This window comes from Erwinia typographi, from assembly GCF_000773975.1.
Lineage (GTDB): Bacteria > Pseudomonadota > Gammaproteobacteria > Enterobacterales > Enterobacteriaceae > Erwinia > Erwinia typographi.
This window is the reverse complement of sequence record NZ_JRUQ01000069.1, coordinates 56,590-74,415: the sequence shown is the minus strand read 5'-3', so window position 1 is coordinate 74,415 and position 17,826 is coordinate 56,590. Positions and strand designations below refer to the sequence as shown.

The following is a 17,826-nucleotide window of genomic DNA, read 5'->3' as shown; positions in this document are numbered from 1 at the left end:
GGAACTGCCAGGCATCAAATTAGAACAGCAACAGGTAATTGGCCGTTACTGTTCGTGACCTTCCAGTGACGTGGACAGGGTGAAACACCTGATATCAGAAGCAACATTCTGAGTTCAGTACAGAATCGGTGGAGCGGTAGTTCAGTTGGTTAGAATACCTGCCTGTCACGCAGGGGGTCGCGGGTTCGAGCCCCGTCCGTTCCGCCACCCTTTTAGGGGCGTAGTTCAATTGGTAGAGCACCGGTCTCCAAAACCGGGTGTTGGGAGTTCGAGTCTCTCCGCCCCTGCCAGATAAAAACAATCCTTTGCTTCGGCAAAGGATTTTTTTTGTTCTGAATCACGCGTTTTTCGCTCGATTTCTCCCTCTTGCGCCTTATTTGAGCCAAAAAAATGGCCAGTAAACTGACCATTGTCTCGCTCCTTTCAACGCCAATATCACGCCATATTGACGGGAAACTTCAGCAGCTGGCGAATATGCGCCTGCTGATCGCTGTTTTGTAACCACACCGCATACAGCGGCCTGACTGCCACTGGTGTATCCGGGATCACGGTCAGGTCCGGGAATTCGTTGTGCCACACATCAGGTAAAAAGGCGCAGGCGCCGGTGGTATGCAGTAGCTGACGCGTTAAGTGTGCAGACGTTGTGGTGAGCACCGGGATATCGTCAGCCCCCGCCAGGTAACTTTCGTGCTGGTGAAAATCGGCTCCCCATTCCAGCTTAATGTAATCGTACTTCTCCCGTTTTTCTGATTTTCGCGAGCGAAACAGAGTGAGCGAAATATGACCAATTTGCTGGCTGGTCAGCTCGTCCATTTTGGGTGCCTCGGTAGTGATCAGCAGATCCAACTGACGTTCGTGCAGCTGCTTTACCAGCAGGTGGCGTTGAGCCACGCGGGCCTCAAGGTGGAGGTTTTCACGGTTCTCATAGAGCGTCTGTAGCCACGGGGTGAGATAGGCTTCCCACAAGGATGCGCTGGCCCCAATAGAGAGCTCATGCTGTTGTTGGGTATGCGAGACTTCCTTCTTGGCCATGCTCCATGTGCTCATCAGGCTTTCAGCATAGGGCAACAGGCGCTCGCCAGCCGAGGTCAGCCGTATGTTGTTGCGGTGGCGGGTAAAAAGGTTCACTCCCAACTGATTTTCAAGCTGCCTGATGCGAAAACTGACGGCAGACTGTGTGAGATAGAGCGCTTCAGCGGCACGCCCAAAGTGGCGAGTTCTGCTCACTTCAAGAAAGGTCTTTAGTAATTCCGTATCCACATCCATCTCCTAAAAAACATTTGTCGTTATGATTTAAATGTTTTGTTTTACACTCTGTCAAGCGTATCTAATACTCCGCGCCATAAATAGCACGGCCATAAAAGAGTTAGGAGCGTGTAAAATGGCGGAAAGCTTCGCAACAACTAATCGTTTTTTTGATAACAAACATTACCCACGCGGGTTCTCCCGTCACGGGGATTTCACCATCAAAGAAGCCCAGCTGCTTGAGCGTTATGGTTACGCTTTTAACGAGCTGGATTTGGCAAAACGTGAGCCTTTGACCGAAGAAGAGCGTCTGTTTGTCGAAGTGTGCCGCGGTATCCGTGAGCCACAGACGGAAGCAGAGCGCGTCTGGTCTAAGTACATGAGCCGCATTAAACGTCCTAAACGTTTCCACACCCTTTCAGGCGGCAAGCCGCAAATGGAAGGCGTGGAAGATTATACGGATAGCGACGATTAAGTCAGTAAAAAGGAGCTCCGGCTCCTTTTTCATTCCAGGCTTTTTTGCAAATGAATGAGCAACCTGTCGATTCCCCGGTAGCTCAGCGCTTCGTGCAGATGTGCACGTTGGATCATCCGTTCCCTTGCTAAATCAGCAATCGTTCGCGCCACCTTCAAAATACGCTGCCAGGCACGTACCGATAGGCCAAGCTGATTCAGCACTTCCTCCAGCCACTGAGCATCCGCCAGGCTTATCCTGCAATCGCGCTGAATTTCCTTAGGTTTTAGCAACGCATTAACGATCCCCGCTCGCTCTGTCTGGTATGCTCTTGCAGCCAGCACTCTGAGACGCACGGTAGCGCTGCTTTCACTGGTGAGGCCCTTGCCGCTTAATGTGCCGGGAGGAAGCAGCGGCACCTCAAGCGACAAATCGAAGCGATCCAGAAACGGACCAGACAGCTTGTTGAGATAGCGTAGGGTTTGTTGGGGCGTGCTGCGATTGTGCATCCCCTGATAATGCCCGGTTGGGCTGGGATTCATGGCCGCAATCAGCTGGAATCTCGCGGGGTAGGTCACTTTAGCGCGCGCACGCGAAATAGAGATTTCCCCAGACTCCAGCGGCTCCCTGAGCGCATCCAGCGTTTTGCGCTCAAATTCCGGCAGCTCGTCCAAAAAAAGCACGCCATTATGCGCCAGGGAAATTTCGCCGGGCTTTGGCATCGAGCCACCTCCAACCAGCGCATAGCGCGATGAAGTGTGATGAGGTGCGCGGAAAGGGCGCTGACGCCACTGCTGATGCATCATGCCGGTGCCGATCAGACTGGCAATCGCCGCGCATTCCAGCGCTTCCTCGTCGTTTAATGGCGGCATCAGCCCAACCAACCGGGTAGCCAGCATCGTTTTTCCTGTCCCCGGAGGCCCGGTAAGCAGCAGGTTATGCCCACCCGCCGCGCAAATTTCCAGCGCCCGTTTCGCCTGCTGTTGCCCGACGATTTCATTCAGATCGCCTCCCTGCCACGAAGCTTCAGGCTGCTCACACCTGGCCTCCTCAAGCGTGTTGTGACCAGCCAGAAAACTGCAAACGTTGAGCAGGTTTGCGCTGAGGAGGCTTTTACCGTTACGAATCAACCCTACGTCGCCCGTATTGTCGGTGGAAAGAATAAGCTGACGCTGTGCTTCTCTGGCGGCCAGTGCGGCAGGAATGGCTCCCTGTACGCCACGGAGAGCGCCTGTTAAGGCTAACTCCCCCAGGAATTCATATTGCGCCAGTTTATCCGCTGGAATCTGCTCTGAGGCCGCCAGAATGGCTATAGCGATGGGCAGGTCGTAGCGACCGCCCTCTTTAGGCAGATCCGCAGGCGCAAGACTGACGGTGATGCGCCTGGCGGGGAAGGTGAACCCACAGTTAATAATGGCGCTCCGAACCCGATCGCGGGCTTCTTTTACCGTGGTTTCAGGAAGGCCGACCAAAGAAAGCGCTGGCAGACCATTGCTGATATGAACCTCCACCGAGACCAGCGGGGCCTCAATGCCTATTGCGGCACGGGTATAGGCGACAGATAGCGACATAGACACTCCTTGTTCAGGGGAGTCTCTCGCCTGCGGAGAGGGGTTACGAGCGTCTTGTGCTGAATCGCCGGGACGGTTCGCAAAAATTTATGCCTGAGGTCGTTTTTTTCTGACGAGCAGCCGAAAGAAGGTCAGTCGCCGGGGGCCGTTTTTTGCGCGGAATTCATTGCGTCTGGTGAGTAATGAATATTTTTCAGCAAGCCGCTTATTCCCTGAATAACCATAGCTTTTGTGCATTTCCGACCGGGGGCGGTAAAATAAAGTGATGAAAAAAGTTGAATTTTAAGCGTCAACTGTGATAACTCTGTAGGCATTACTTCGAACAAGTGAATTTATCGAATACCAATGAAAGCCCTTCTACGAGTCATTAGCCTAGTCGTCATTAACGTCGTCGTGATTATTATCACGCCGTGCGGGGCTACGCTCGGAGGAAGAAAGGCTTAAAAATCAAGCCTGATTTCGAAAGAACCCCCGCACCGAAAGGTCCGGGGGTTTTTTTTTGTCAGGCTATCAATGACAGAGGAACAAAAGATGAACAGTAGAATAAAATGCTGTTGTTCCCAGCGAGAGGCGGGGAAATAACTATGAATGGTGCTCAGTGGGTGGTTCAGGCGTTGCGTGCGCAGGGTGTCGAAACAGTTTTCGGCTATCCGGGTGGGGCGATTATGCCCGTCTATGATGCGCTTTATGACGGAGGCGTCGAACACCTACTGTGCCGCCATGAGCAGGGGGCAGCCATGGCCGCCATCGGCTATGCCCGTTCTACTGGAAAAGTCGGCGTCTGTATTGCGACGTCTGGCCCTGGGGCGACGAATCTGATCACTGGCCTTGCGGATGCCATGATGGATTCTGTGCCAATTGTGGCGATCACCGGCCAGGTTTCCTCCGCATTTATCGGTACGGATGCTTTTCAGGAGATCGACGTGCTGGGGATGTCGCTCTCCTGCACCAAGCACAGCTTCCTGGTTGACTCGCTGGAAGAGCTGCCTGAAGTGATGGCTGAAGCCTTTGCGATTGCTCAGGCAGGGCGTCCTGGCCCCGTGCTGATTGATATTCCAAAGGATATCCAGCTCGCCAGCGGCGAGTTGATCGCGCACCTGCTGCCGGTCGAAGACGAAGCCGCGCATCCCCATCAGGAATTACAGCAGGCCCGCGCCATGCTGGCCCAGTCGAAAAGGCCGGTTCTGTACGTGGGCGGCGGCGTGGGCATGGCGGGCGCCGTCGACGCGCTGCGCGCTTTCGCGCAGGAAACGGGCATCCCTACTGTTGCCACCCTGAAAGGATTAGGCACGCCTGACGCGAAAGACCCTTGCTATCTTGGTATGCTGGGTATGCACGGCACGAAAGCGGCTAACTATGCCGTACAGCAGTGTGACCTGCTGATTGCCGTGGGCGCGCGCTTTGATGACCGGGTAACGGGAAGACTGAACGGCTTCGCGCCAAACGCCAGCGTCATCCATATGGATATCGATCCTGCCGAGCTCAACAAGCTGCGTCAGGCGCACGTAACGCTGCGCGGAGACTTAAACAAAATGCTGCCGGACTTGTATCATCCGGCAGACATTGGCGCCTGGCGTGAGCACGTTCAAACGCTGAAGGCTGAAAACGGCTGGCGCTACGATCACCCCGGCGAAGCCATCTTCGCCCCGCTGTTCCTGAAGCAGTTATCGGAGCGTAAGCCAGACAGCGCAATTGTCACTACCGACGTGGGTCAGCACCAGATGTGGGCCGCCCAGCATATGAGCTTCAACCGCCCGGAGAACTTCATTACCTCCAGCGGGCTGGGTACCATGGGCTTTGGCCTGCCTGCCGCCGTGGGCGCTCAGGTTGCCCGGCCTGACGACACGGTGATTTGCGTCTCCGGCGACGGCTCCTTCATGATGAACGTGCAGGAGCTTGGCACCCTCAAACGCAAGCAGCTGCCGGTGAAGATTGTGCTGCTGGATAACCAGCGTTTAGGCATGGTTCGCCAGTGGCAGGAGCTGTTCTTCTCCGAGCGCTACAGCGAAACTAACCTGTCAGACAACCCCGATTTCCTCACCCTGGCCAGTGCGTTTAATATCCCCGGCCAGCGCATTACCCGTAAAGATCAGGTCGACGCCGCATTAGACGCTTTGCTGCACAGTAAAGGGCCGTACATGCTCCACGTCGCCATTGACGAGCATGAGAACGTCTGGCCTCTGGTACCGCCCGGTGCCAGCAACGAAAATATGATGGAGAAAACCTCATGATGCAGCATCAATTGTCTATTGAAGCCCGTTTCAGACCCGAAATACTGGAGCGGATATTGCGCGTCGTTCGCCACCGTGGTTTCCAGGTTTGCGCCATGAATATGGCGTCCGGTGCGAATACCAACAATATTAATATTGAAATGACCGTTGCCAGCCAGCGCTCAGTCGATTTACTGTCAACACAATTAAGCAAGCTGATGGATGTCGCGTGCGTCCAGATCCAACAACAGACAACACAACAGATCCGCGCCTGAGCGCGAAAGGAAAAAAGAATGACGAAGAAAGCTGACTTTATCTGGTTCAATGGCGAGATGGTTAAGTGGGAAGACGCGAAGGTCAGCGTAATGTCCCACGCACTGCACTACGGTACGTCGGTCTTTGAAGGCGTCCGCTGCTACGACTCGCACAAGGGCCCGGTAGTCTTCCGCCATCGTGAACATATGCAGCGCCTGCACGACTCTGCAAAAATCTACCGTTTTCCGGTCAGCCTGAGCGTTGATGAGCTGATGGAAGCGTGCCGCGAAGTGCTGCGCGTCAACAAGCTGAAAAGCGCCTATATCCGTCCGCTGGTCTTTGTTGGCGATGTAGGGCTGGGCGTGAACCCGCCAGAAGGTTTTAACACTGACGTAATCATCGCGGCCTTCCCCTGGGGCGCATACCTGGGCGCAGAAGCGCTGGAGCAGGGTATTGATGCGATGGTTTCCTCGTGGAACCGCGTGGCGCCAAACACCATCCCAACTGCGGCTAAAGCAGGCGGTAACTACCTCTCCTCTCTGCTGGTAGGCAGCGAAGCTCGCCGCCACGGCTACCAGGAAGGCATCGCGCTGGACACTAATGGTTATATTTCTGAAGGCGCGGGCGAAAACCTGTTCGAAGTGAAGGATGGCATTCTGTTTACGCCACCGTTCACCTCTTCCGCGCTGCCGGGTATCACCCGTGACGCCATCATCAAGCTGGCGAAAGATATGGGTATCGAAGTCCGTGAGCAGGTGCTGTCGCGTGAATCGCTGTATCTGGCTGATGAAGTCTTCATGTCCGGCACCGCCGCTGAAATCACCCCGGTACGCAGCGTTGACGGCATCAAGGTTGGCGAAGGCAAATGTGGTCCGGTTACCGCCCGCATTCAGTCTGCGTTCTTCGGCCTGTTCACCGGCGAAACCGAAGACAAATGGGGCTGGTTAGATTTGGTTAACCCATAATAAAAAAAATACCTGAGCGGGCGTCGTTTGACGCCCGCGCACTATCTGATTCTGGAGTATGAGCATGCCTAAGTTACGTTCCGCTACCACTACACACGGCCGCAATATGGCCGGCGCCCGTGCCCTGTGGCGCGCAACCGGAATGACCGACGACGATTTTGGTAAGCCAATCATCGCGGTCGTTAACTCCTTTACCCAATTCGTACCCGGCCACGTTCACCTCCGCGACATGGGGAAACTGGTTGCTGAGCAGATTGAGGCTTCCGGCGGCGTGGCAAAAGAGTTCAACACCATTGCCGTGGATGATGGGATCGCGATGGGGCATGGCGGTATGCTTTACTCCTTGCCTTCGCGCGAGCTGATTGCCGACTCGGTCGAGTACATGGTGAACGCCCACTGTGCTGACGCAATGGTCTGTATCTCTAACTGCGACAAAATCACGCCCGGAATGCTGATGGCTTCCCTGCGTTTGAATATTCCGGTGATCTTCGTTTCCGGCGGCCCGATGGAAGCCGGTAAAACCAAGCTTTCCGAGAAAATTATCAAGCTGGACCTGGTTGATGCGATGATTCAGGGGGCAAACCCGAAGGTCAGCGACGCCGACAGCGAGCAGATTGAACGTTCAGCCTGTCCAACCTGCGGGTCCTGCTCCGGGATGTTTACAGCCAACTCAATGAACTGTCTGACCGAAGCGCTGGGCCTGTCCCAACCGGGCAACGGCTCGCTGCTGGCGACTCATGCCGATCGTAAGGAACTGTTCCTGAATGCCGGCAAGCGCATTGTGGAACTGACCAAACGCTATTACCAGCAGGATGACGAAAGCGCGCTGCCGCGCAATATCGCCAGCAAGGCGGCCTTTGAGAACGCGATGACGCTGGACATCGCCATGGGCGGCTCCACCAACACCGTTCTGCACCTGCTGGCTGCGGCTCTTGAAGGCGACATCGACTTCAACATGTCTGACATTGACCGCCTGTCGCGGAAAGTGCCGCATCTGTGCAAAGTGGCGCCAAGTACCCCGAAATACCATATGGAAGACGTGCACCGCGCGGGCGGCGTGTTGGGCATTCTCGGCGAGCTGAGCCGGGCTGGTCTGCTACATCAAAACGTGCGAAACGTGCTGGGCATGAGCCTGGAGGAAACGCTGCAACGCTACGATATCATGCTAACCAAAGATGAAGGCGTGAAGAAGATGTTCCGCGCCGGTCCTGCAGGTATCCGTACTACCCAGGCATTTTCGCAAGACTGCCGCTGGGACACGCTGGATGACGACCGTCAGGAAGGCTGTATTCGCTCGCGTGAATTCGCCTTCAGTCAGGATGGCGGTCTGGCCGTGCTGTACGGCAACCTGGCGGAAGATGGCTGCATTGTGAAAACGGCAGGTGTGGAAAAAGAGAGCCACACCTTCCGTGGGCCGGCCAAGGTCTATGAGAGCCAGGACGATGCGGTGGCAGCGATCCTCGGCGGTAAAGTGGTCGCTGGCGATGTGGTAGTGATCCGCTACGAAGGCCCGAAAGGCGGACCAGGTATGCAGGAAATGCTTTACCCAACCACTTATCTGAAATCGATGGGACTGGGCAAAAGTTGTGCGCTGATCACCGATGGCCGCTTCTCTGGCGGAACCTCCGGCCTCTCAATCGGCCACGCTTCACCTGAAGCCGCTAACGGCGGCGCCATCGCGCTGGTGAAGGATGGCGATATCATTGATATCGATATCCCGAACCGCGGCATTAAGCTGGACGTGCCGGATAACGAACTGCACGCCCGTCGTGAAGAGGAAGAGGCCCGCGGCAACGAAGCCTATACGCCTCATGGTCGTGTGCGTGAGGTTTCCTTCGCCCTGCGTGCCTACGCCTTACTGGCTACCAGCGCGGATAAAGGCGCTGTACGTGACAAGAGTAAGCTGGGAGGTTAAATCAGATGGCCGAGTCTCAACCGCTACCCGCTGAACCCTGCGGTGCTGAGTATTTGCGGGCGGTTCTCCGCTCGCCGGTTTACGAGGTGGCGCAGGTTACCCCGTTGCAGAAGATGGAGAAGCTCTCTTCTCGTCTGGGGAACACCATTTTGGTGAAGCGCGAAGATCGCCAGCCGGTGCATAGCTTTAAGCTACGCGGCGCCTATGCGATGATCGCGACCTTGAGTGAACAGCAGAAGGCCTGCGGGGTGATCACCGCTTCAGCAGGCAATCATGCTCAGGGCGTGGCGCTGTCGGCGGCAAGATTAGGGATTAAATCGCTGATTGTGATGCCGGTCACCACTGCCGATATCAAAGTGGATGCGGTACGGGCGTTTGGCGGTGAGGCTTACCTGTTTGGCGCCAACTTTGACGAAGCGAAAGCCAAAGCTATCGAGCTGGCGGAACAGAAGGGCTATACCTTTGTGCCGCCGTTCGATCACCCAATGGTCATCGCTGGGCAGGGCACGCTGGGGATGGAACTGCTACAGCAGGACGCCCATCTCGATCGTATCTTTGTGCCGGTAGGCGGCGGTGGTCTGGCGGCGGGCGTTGCCGTATTGATCAAGCAGTTGATGCCGCAGATTAAGGTGATTGCGGTTGAGGCTGAAGATTCTGCCTGTCTGAAGGCCGCGCTGGACGCCGGGCAGCCTGTCGATTTGCCGCGCGTGGGGATGTTCGCCGAGGGTGTGGCGGTCAGGCGCATCGGTAGCGAAACCTTCCGGCTGTGCCAGCAATACCTCGACGACATCATCACCGTAGACAGCGACGCTATCTGCGCCGCGATGAAAGATCTGTTTGAGGATGTGCGTGCGGTAGCGGAACCTTCTGGCGCACTGGCGCTGGCCGGCATGAAGAAATACATTCAGCAGCATCAGATCCAGGGTGAGCGGCTGGCGCATGTGCTTTCTGGCGCTAACGTTAACTTCCACGGTCTGCGCTATGTTTCGGAGCGCTGCGAGCTGGGTGAACAGCGTGAGGCGCTGTTAGCGGTTACTATCCCCGAGCAGAAGGGCAGCTTTCTGAAGTTTTGCCAGCTGCTGGGCGGCCGGTCGGTCACCGAGTTTAACTACCGCTATGCAAACGCCGACAGCGCCTGCATTTTTGTAGGCGTGCGGTTGACGCGAGGTCTGGAAGAGCGCAGCGAGATCCTGCAACTGCTGGACGAGGGGGGTTACAACGTTGTCGACCTTTCAGACGACGAAATGGCTAAGCTTCACGTTCGCTATATGGTTGGCGGTCGTCCTTCAAAGCCGCTGCGCGAACGTCTGTTCAGCTTCGAGTTTCCTGAAGCGCCGGGCGCGCTGCTGCGCTTCCTGCAAACGCTGGGCACCCACTGGAACATCTCGCTGTTCCACTATCGCAGCCACGGCACCGATTACGGTCGGGTGCTCGCCGGGTTTGAGCTGAGCGACAGCGAACCGCAGTTTGAGGAACATTTGCAGGCGCTGGGGTACGATTTCCATGATGAAACCAACAACCCGGCCTTCAGCTTCTTCCTGGCGGGTTAGTTACATCAGCGACCAGAACGCATCAATAAGCGGCTCATTGAGCCGCTTTTTTTGTACGCAAACGCCCAGCTCGAACGGCGCCACCATCTCCACGTTGTCCAGCTCAAGTATGCGGTTACGTACCGGCTCCGGGCTGTTCTCCAGCACCACATCCGGCAGCAGCGCAATGCCGCACCCCAGCGCCACCATCGACACAATCGCCTCATGCCCGGAGACGGTGGCATAAATCAACGGGTTAGGAATTCGGCGGCGACGGAACCACAGGTCGATGCGCTGCCTCGCCGGTCCCTGATCGGGCAGGATAAAGGGGATTTGCGACCAGTCCGGCTCCGGTTGTGTGGCCTGGCTGCGTACCGGGCAGGGCAGCGCGGGTGCGATCAACACTAGCGGGATTAGCCCAATCGGCGTAAAACCAATACTGGCCGGTAGCGTTTCCGGCCGTCCGGCAATCGCAATGTCTGCCTCCGCGCTCTGAACTTTTTCCACCGCATCGGCAGCATCGCCGGTGGTTAGCTTAATCTCAACCAGCGGATGTTCTGCCCGAAAGCGGTCCAGAATGGGCGGCAAATGGCTGTAGGCGGCGGTAACCGAACAGAAGAGACGTAACTCGCCGCTCAGCGACGGGCCATTTTGACCGATGGCGTGAAGAAGCTGCTGATACTGCAAAAGCGTATGCTGGGCAAACTGGCGAAGCTGCTCTCCGGCGTCAGTTAGCGTCACCGTGCGGTTATCACGCAAAAACAGCGCCTGCCCCAGGTCTTCCTCCAGCCGCTGGATTTGCCGCGAGAGCGTGGAAGGACTGACGTGCATAGCCCTTGCGCTGCGGCCGAAATGGCGGCTCTCCGCCAGGTGAAGGAACAGTTTCAGGTCACGTAGATCCATGCGTTTCAGGCCTCATCGTTATGTTGCAGTTCTTGCAATATCACGTTGTTAATATATCAATTTAAGCAATGCATTTCCTGTCATATGATAGGGATTATTCAGGGTGAGCCGCCGGGCGGTCGCACCGACAAAGACAAGACCCAAACAACCCTATACGGAGTTCCCATGGCTAACTATTTCAACACTTTGAACCTGCGCAACCAGCTGGCGCAATTAGGTAAATGTCGCTTCATGTTGCGTGATGAATTTGCTGATGAAGCAGGCTACCTGAAAGGTAAAAAAGTCGTCATCGTTGGCTGTGGCGCTCAGGGCCTGAACCAGGGCCTGAACATGCGTGACTCTGGCCTGGACATTGCCTACGCCCTGCGCGCTGAAGCGATTGCCGAAAAACGTGCTTCATGGCGTAAAGCGACCGAAAACGGCTTTAAAGTGGGCACTTACGAAGAGCTGATCCCGCAGGCCGATCTGGTCGTTAACCTGACGCCAGACAAGCAGCACACCGCCGTAGTTAAGGCCGTGCAGCCACTGATGAAAGACGGCGCGGCGCTGGGCTACTCGCATGGTTTCAACATCGTGGAAGTGGGCGAGCAGGTTCGTAAAGACATTACCGTGGTGATGGTTGCGCCAAAATGTCCGGGTACTGAAGTCCGTGAAGAGTACAAGCGCGGCTTCGGTGTTCCTACGCTGATCGCGGTTCACCCGGAAAACGATCCAAAAGGCGAAGGCATGGCAATTGCTAAAGCCTGGGCGGCAGCAACCGGCGGTCATCGTGCGGGCGTGCTGGAATCTTCCTTCGTGGCGGAAGTGAAATCCGACCTGATGGGCGAGCAGACTATCCTGTGCGGTATGTTGCAGGCTGGTTCACTGCTGTGCTTCGACAAGCTGGTGGCGGAAGGTACTGATGCGGCCTACGCCGAGAAACTGATTCAGTTCGGCTGGGAAACCGTGACCGAAGCGCTGAAACAGGGCGGTATCACTCTGATGATGGATCGCCTGTCTAACCCGGCTAAAGTGCGCGCTTACGCGCTGTCCGAGCAGCTTAAAACCATTATGACTCCGCTGTTCCAGAAGCACATGGATGACATCATCTCCGGTGAATTCTCTTCCGGCATGATGGCCGACTGGGCGAACGACGATAAAAAACTGCTGGGCTGGCGCGAAGAGACCGGTAAAACGGCGTTCGAAACCGCCGCACAGTTCGAAGGCAAAATTGCCGAGCAGGATTACTTTGATGAAGGCGTAGTGATGATCGCCATGGTGAAAGCGGGCGTTGAGCTGGCCTTTGAAACGATGGTAGCGGCGGGCATTATCGAAGAGTCTGCTTACTATGAGTCTCTGCACGAGCTGCCGCTGATTGCTAACACCATCGCACGTAAGCGCCTGTATGAAATGAACGTGGTTATCTCTGACACCGCAGAATACGGTAACTACCTGTTCTCTTACGCAGCCGTTCCACTGCTGAAAGAGTTTATGGGCACTTTGCAAGCGGGTGATTTGGGCAAAGCGGCGGCGGCTTCAGCCACCATCGATAACGCCCAGCTGCGCGACGTCAACGAAGCGATTCGCAATCACCCAATCGAGTCCGTTGGCCGCAAACTGCGTGGCTACATGACCGATATGAAACGTATTGCCGTAGCCGGTTAAGTACTGACTGAAGGGCTGGGGTAACCTGGCCCGATACAAGAAAAGAGCGGATTCCGCTCTTTTTTTTCGTCTGTCTGCTGGCAATCAGTTACGGTACAGCACCTTAATGATGTGGTAACCAAACTGGGTATGCAGCGGACCATAAGGCACGAGCAGCGGGCAGGAGAACACCACTTTATCGAAAGCTGGCACCATTGCGCCCTGCTTGAACTCGCCTAAATGGCCCCCTTTTTTGCCCGATGGACAGGTAGAGTGCTTCTTCGCCAACTTTTCAAAATCTGCGCCCTGTTCCAGCTGAGCCAGAATGTCCTGCGCCTGTTTCTCTTCCTTAACAAGGATATGGAGTGCTGCTGCGGTTTTTGCCATGATCGTACCTTGAGTCGTAGGGATGCTGCTGGCTATACTACCACGCTGAATTTCTGTTTCCCTCTGTCATTTCATCGAGCGACTTTCCTATGCGTCTGAATCCTGGCCAACAACATGCCGTCGAATTTGTCACCGGGCCTTGTCTGGTGCTGGCCGGTGCGGGGTCAGGCAAAACGCGCGTTATCACCAATAAGATTGCCCATCTGATCCGGGAATGCGGCTATCAGGCCCGGCACATCGCCGCCGTGACCTTCACCAACAAGGCCTCGCGCGAGATGAAAGAGCGCGTGGCGCAAACCCTTGGCCGGAAAGAGGCGCGCGGGCTGATGATTTCCACCTTCCACACGCTGGGACTGGAGATTATCAAGCGGGAATACGCCGCTCTGGGAATGAAGTCCAACTTCTCGCTGTTTGACGATCAGGATCAGCTGGCGCTGCTGAAGGATCTGACCGAAGAGTGGCTGGAGAATGACAAGTCCCTGCTCCAGCAGCTGATATCCACGATCTCTAACTGGAAAAACGATCTGATGGATCCCTCCCGCGCGGCGGCGGGCGCTCAGTCGGAGCGGGATAAGCTTTTTGCCCACTGCTACGGCCTGTATGACCGACATCTGAAATCCTGCAACGTGCTCGACTTTGACGATCTGATCCTGCTGCCGACGCTGCTGTTTCAGCGCAATCTTGAGGTGCGCGAGCGCTGGCAGCAGCGCATTCGCTATCTGCTGGTGGATGAGTATCAGGACACCAACACCAGCCAGTACGAACTGGTTAAGCTGCTGGTGGGCGCCCGCGCCCGTTTTACCGTGGTGGGCGACGATGACCAGTCGATCTACTCCTGGCGCGGCGCCCGCCCGCAGAACCTGGTGCTGCTGAAGGAAGATTTTCCGGCGCTACAGGTGATTAAGCTGGAGCAGAACTACCGTTCTTCGCAGCGCATTCTGAAAGCGGCGAATATTTTGATTGCCAATAACCCTCATGTGTTTGAAAAGCGGCTGTTTTCGGAGCTGGGCTACGGTACTGAACTGAAGGTTGTCACCGCCAACAATGAAGATCATGAGGCCGAGCGCACCACCGGCGAGCTGATTGCCCATCACTTCATTAATAAGACGCAGTACAAGGACTACGCCATCCTCTATCGTGGCAACCATCAGTCACGCGTCTTTGAAAAGATGCTGATGCAAAACCGTATTCCTTATCGAATCTCCGGCGGAACCTCCTTCTTTTCCCGACCGGAAATAAAAGATTTGCTGGCCTATCTGCGGGTGCTGACCAATCCTGACGACGACAGCGCCTTTATGCGCATCGTCAACACGCCGAGGCGTGAAATCGGTCCGGCCACGCTGCAAAAGCTGGGCGAGTGGGCGATGCAGCGCAACAAAAGTTTGCTGACGGCCAGCTTTGATATGGGTCTGGAACAGACGCTTTCAGGACGAGGGCTGGAATCTCTCCAGCGCTTCACTTACTGGCTTCAGGAAGTGACTCAGCTTGCCGAACGCGAGCCGGTTGCCGCCGTCCGCGATTTGATTCGCGGCATTGACTATGAAAGCTGGCTGTTCGAAACCTCGGCCAGCCCAAAAGCCGCCGAAATGCGCATGAAAAACGTCAATACGCTGTTTCAGTGGATGACCGAAATGCTGGAAGGCAGCGACATTGATGAACCGATGACGCTGACTCAGGTTGTCACGCGTTTTACGCTGCGTGACATGATGGAGCGCGGGGAAAGCGAGGAAGACATGGATCAGGTACAGCTGATGACGCTGCATGCGTCAAAAGGCCTTGAGTTCCCCTATGTCTATCTGGTGGGGATGGAAGAGGGGCTTTTACCGCATCAGAGCAGTATTGATGAAAACAACGTTGAGGAAGAGCGACGGCTGGCCTACGTGGGGATTACTCGTGCGCAGAAAGAGCTGACTTTTACCCTCTGTCGCGAGCGTCGACAGTACGGCGAGGCGATCCGCCCTGAGCCAAGCCGCTTTCTGCTGGAGCTGCCGCAGGACGATCTGAACTGGGAAACCGAGCGCAAGGTGGTCAGTGCGGAACAGCGGATGCAGACCGGACAAAGCCGAGTGGCGAATCTGAAGGCGATGCTGGAAAAAGCCAAAAAGCCAGGCTGATTAGGGTTGCGGTAAAAGCTAACGGCGGGGTTTGAGGGCCGATCGTCTCACAGACGGACCTTTAGCATCTGATCGGTAACCCGGGAGAGTACGCTGTACACCACGAGCCTGATATTGATAGTGCTACTGACGCTGGCAATAGAAGCAGGATACCAGACAGGTGAAAAACCGATTACCGCCACGCTGGTTGAATTTGTGCTGTCACGTCAGCTGGATGATCTGGAACCGACGCTCACGCGGTATGGTTATCGGCTGAAGGATATGGTGGAGCAGTTTGATGCAAACCAGATGAAATCAGGGCATTGTTTAACAATCGGCTGGATCCAGCTCGCACAACTGAACTGCGCGACACAATGCTGGCGGTCGGTTTACCGATAATTTGCAGTTATTGTCAGCCCGGCGGAATGGATTGCGAGCCGGAGGGATTTCGAATGCGAGCCGCTTCACCTATCCGTATGATGATGTTCCTGTGGGGTTTGTCGCAGGCAAAGTTGAAGATATATGGCTGCACATTGCTGAAATTGATGTTCGTCCGGACTGGCAACGCCATGTTATCGGCAGACGACTTATGCAGACACTACTCTGTATCGGGCAGCAGCGCGGTCTTACTGGTGCCACGCTGACAACAGACAACATGGTCGCTTTCAATGCCAGACTTTACGGTAGATTAGGTTTTAAAATTGTGGAAGGTCTCGCACGACCGCCACATCTTGTAAGCCTGAACGCTGATGAAATCGCGAAAGGCTTCAATCAGGCGCGGCGTGCAGCAATGTGCGTAACCTTCAGAGCTCTGGGCTGAAATTACGCCGGTTAATTCTGATCATTGTGTCACCTGTTTTGACGATGAGGCGATGATATCACCTCTATTCAGGTGGCCAAATTTAGTATTCCATTTCAGTTCACCATGGCCAATTTTGCTTGCGACGTAAAGGGCGTGATTTCGGGGCCTTGGCTGCTGACGTTTAGAGGGATGTTTATGAAAACTTTCAGCGACACTCATGGAGCTTAACACGGTAGCTGCAAAGCCAGACCCGCTAACCACCCCGACTAAAACGAGCTGAAGCGTTTGATGATGCTCTCACGCACATTATCAATATGTACAACTAGCAGACGCTGAGCTTCAGCTGGCTGGTTTTCTCGCAGAGCAGCAATGATCTGAAGATGCTCATTGTGGCCGATGGCAAAGCGTTCCGGCACTTGACGTAAATTAAACATGCGGGTTTTCAGCCGCAGAGCCTGAATATACTCTTTTAACAGCCGGTTACCGCTGTAGTGAGCGATAGCATCGTGCAGACGGGTATCGACCGCCCAGTCTTCGTTGGGGTCAGGGATCTCCTGAGCCAGCAGGGCGTTAATCTGCGTTTCGATCTCATCAAGCATGGCTGGAGGAACCCGTCCGGCAGCCAGCCTGGCGGCTTCGCCTTCCAGCGTGCGCCTTATGTGCAGCGTTTCTACCAGTTCCTGAATGGAGAACTCCTTCACTACCGGGGTTCTGCCGCCATTGCGCGCAATAAAGCCTTCGTTTTCCAACCTGGTCAGCGCATTGCGAACGGGAGTGCGCGAAATATCCAGTAGTTCGGCAAGCTTGCGTTCCTGTAATACCGAGTTAATGGGCAATTCCCGATTAATAATCATCTGCAGGATCGTGTCGTACGCTCTCCGGCTTAAATTACGCTCGTTCTCATCTGAGCTATATTTATCGTTCATATCACCCTCTGCGCCCGCAAATTATTCACAGACAGCGGGCTGGTATTGCTCCCGCTGTCTGCATGTTTTGAATCCTTGATCGCGTTAGTTAACAGCGCAGTTGACCTGCACTACGCTGGCTACTTTATTGCGGCAAAGTCCGTACCGGATCTTTAGGTGCCGGATTGAAGCCAACAATTGGCGTGACCAGTTTGACGTAGGTACCGTCCGCTTTCATTTCGGCCAGCGCCTTATTAATCGCCGCGACCAAGTGTGGCTTGCCTTTTTTGAAGGCAAACCCTTTCTGAATCTGGCTGACATAATCTGGTGTCTGAGTAAACGGCAGGTGCATATCTTTGATCAGATAGGCGTTGCCGATGGAGTCATTAATAACGCCATCAATATTGCCGTTCACCATATCCTGCACTGCGGCAGTGACATCAACATAGTTTTTTAAGGTGGCACCATGGTCGACGGCAAGTTTGGCATAGGTGGATGACACCTGAGCGCCAATACGTTTACCTTTTAAATCCTGCGCGGATTTAATGGTCGAATCTTTTGGAATAATGATGCGTCCGCCTGACTCAATCCAGCCGTCAGAAAACACAATCGCCTTCTGGCGCTCTGGAGTAATATCCATTGCCGCGCTGCTCATGTCGAACTGGTTTGCCTGCACGCCAATCAGAATGGAGTCCCATTTGGTGATCACCGGTTGATACTGCAAATGCAGACGGTGCGCCACTTCTTTCATCACGCGAATCTCAAGACCGTCCAGTTTTCCGTCCGGCATACGCATGCTAAAAGGCGGATCTGTCCCTTCGGTGGCAACCTGTAAAACACCTGGTTTGATTAACTCCAATGATTCTTCCGCCGCATTCGCTGCCAGAGATGGCAGGGAGCCAATTATTGTTGCCAATAAAATCACCGCTTTTAATTTCATAGAATGCAACTCCCGCTAAGTAGTGTGTT

16 protein-coding genes, 2 tRNA genes and 1 pseudogene are annotated in these 17,826 nt (G+C 55.0%); 13 read left to right on the top strand and 6 right to left on the bottom strand.

All coding sequences use genetic code 11. The features are described from left to right. Positions 1-130 precede the first annotated feature (130 nt). Together NG99_RS22930 and NG99_RS22925 are read left to right on the top strand one after the other, a co-directional pair. Positions 131-207, top strand: a tRNA-Asp gene (locus tag NG99_RS22930). Between the two features lie 7 nt (positions 208-214). Then, positions 215-290, top strand: a tRNA-Trp gene (locus tag NG99_RS22925). Between the two features lie 145 nt (positions 291-435). Here the strand turns inward: NG99_RS22925 and hdfR are convergent. Next, positions 436-1,260, bottom strand: a complete 825-nt coding sequence (hdfR, locus tag NG99_RS22920) for an HTH-type transcriptional regulator HdfR (RefSeq protein ID WP_034898184.1) — start codon at positions 1,258-1,260, stop codon at positions 436-438. Positions 1,261-1,381: 121 nt separating this feature from the next. Between hdfR and NG99_RS22915 the strand changes: the two genes are divergently transcribed. Beyond that, positions 1,382-1,720 carry a DUF413 domain-containing protein gene (locus NG99_RS22915; protein ID WP_034898177.1) on the top strand — a complete coding sequence of 113 codons (339 nt, stop codon included), beginning with the start codon at positions 1,382-1,384 and terminating at the stop codon, positions 1,718-1,720. Positions 1,721-1,749: 29 nt separating this feature from the next. On the opposite strand, the gene NG99_RS22910 is transcribed toward NG99_RS22915, so the two are convergent. Then, a complete protein-coding gene (locus tag NG99_RS22910) occupies positions 1,750-3,270 on the bottom strand; it encodes a YifB family Mg chelatase-like AAA ATPase (RefSeq protein ID WP_034898175.1) in 1,521 nt (506 codons plus the stop codon). Between the two features lie 345 nt (positions 3,271-3,615). On the opposite strand from NG99_RS22910, the gene ilvL reads away from it, so the two are divergent. The 6 genes from ilvL (at position 3,616) to ilvA (ending at position 10,165) form a co-directional block, all read left to right on the top strand. After that, positions 3,616-3,714: an ilv operon leader peptide gene (ilvL, locus tag NG99_RS28530; RefSeq protein WP_072017652.1), complete on the top strand. Its 99-nt coding sequence runs from the start codon at positions 3,616-3,618 to the stop codon at positions 3,712-3,714. Positions 3,715-3,854: 140 nt separating this feature from the next. Further along, a complete protein-coding gene (gene ilvG, locus NG99_RS22905; protein WP_034898173.1) occupies positions 3,855-5,501 on the top strand; it encodes an acetolactate synthase 2 catalytic subunit in 1,647 nt (548 codons plus the stop codon). Next, positions 5,498-5,755 carry an acetolactate synthase 2 small subunit gene (gene ilvM, locus NG99_RS22900; RefSeq protein ID WP_034898171.1) on the top strand — a complete coding sequence of 86 codons (258 nt, stop codon included), beginning with the start codon at positions 5,498-5,500 and terminating at the stop codon, positions 5,753-5,755. The genes ilvG and ilvM overlap by 4 nt, the downstream gene beginning before the upstream one ends. Before the next feature lie 18 nt (positions 5,756-5,773). Then, entirely contained in the window at positions 5,774-6,700 is a 927-nt protein-coding gene (locus NG99_RS22895) for a branched-chain amino acid transaminase (RefSeq protein ID WP_034898169.1), read from the top strand. A gap of 64 nt (positions 6,701-6,764) precedes the next feature. Continuing rightward, entirely contained in the window at positions 6,765-8,615 is a 1,851-nt protein-coding gene (gene ilvD / locus NG99_RS22890) for a dihydroxy-acid dehydratase (RefSeq protein ID WP_034898167.1), read from the top strand. 5 nt (positions 8,616-8,620) lie between these two features. Next, positions 8,621-10,165, top strand: a complete 1,545-nt coding sequence (gene ilvA / locus NG99_RS22885) for a threonine ammonia-lyase, biosynthetic (protein ID WP_034898166.1) — start codon at positions 8,621-8,623, stop codon at positions 10,163-10,165. On the opposite strand, the gene ilvY is transcribed toward ilvA, so the two are convergent. Beyond that, positions 10,166-11,047 (bottom strand): HTH-type transcriptional activator IlvY, encoded by an 882-nt coding sequence (ilvY, locus tag NG99_RS22880; RefSeq protein WP_034898165.1) that lies wholly within the window; start codon positions 11,045-11,047, stop codon positions 10,166-10,168. Positions 11,048-11,212: 165 nt separating this feature from the next. Here ilvY and ilvC point away from each other — a divergent pair, with 165 nt between their 5' ends. Beyond that, positions 11,213-12,691: a ketol-acid reductoisomerase gene (gene ilvC / locus NG99_RS22875; protein WP_034898164.1), complete on the top strand. Its 1,479-nt coding sequence runs from the start codon at positions 11,213-11,215 to the stop codon at positions 12,689-12,691. Positions 12,692-12,775: 84 nt separating this feature from the next. Here the strand turns inward: ilvC and ppiC are convergent, their stop codons facing one another. After that, the gene (gene ppiC / locus NG99_RS22870) at positions 12,776-13,057 is read right to left on the bottom strand and encodes a peptidylprolyl isomerase PpiC (protein WP_034898163.1); all 282 of its coding nucleotides are present in this window, start codon (positions 13,055-13,057) and stop codon (positions 12,776-12,778) included. Between the two features lie 89 nt (positions 13,058-13,146). On the opposite strand from ppiC, the gene rep reads away from it, so the two are divergent. The 3 genes and pseudogenes from rep to NG99_RS22855 all read left to right on the top strand — a co-directional run bounded on the left by rep (position 13,147) and on the right by NG99_RS22855 (position 15,970). Further along, entirely contained in the window at positions 13,147-15,171 is a 2,025-nt protein-coding gene (gene rep, locus NG99_RS22865; protein WP_034898162.1) for a DNA helicase Rep, read from the top strand. A 123-nt stretch (positions 15,172-15,294) separates the two neighbouring features. After that, positions 15,295-15,548: pseudogene (locus NG99_RS28950) on the top strand (ExeA family protein); the annotation flags it as partial. A 2-nt stretch (positions 15,549-15,550) separates the two neighbouring features. Then, entirely contained in the window at positions 15,551-15,970 is a 420-nt protein-coding gene (locus tag NG99_RS22855; RefSeq protein WP_084110610.1) for a GNAT family N-acetyltransferase, read from the top strand. A 248-nt stretch (positions 15,971-16,218) separates the two neighbouring features. Here the strand turns inward: NG99_RS22855 and NG99_RS22850 are convergent, their stop codons facing one another. Then, entirely contained in the window at positions 16,219-16,878 is a 660-nt protein-coding gene (locus NG99_RS22850) for a GntR family transcriptional regulator (RefSeq protein ID WP_034898161.1), read from the bottom strand. A gap of 124 nt (positions 16,879-17,002) precedes the next feature. Next, a complete protein-coding gene (locus tag NG99_RS22845) occupies positions 17,003-17,797 on the bottom strand; it encodes a transporter substrate-binding domain-containing protein (RefSeq protein WP_034898160.1) in 795 nt (264 codons plus the stop codon). Positions 17,798-17,826 lie beyond the last annotated feature (29 nt).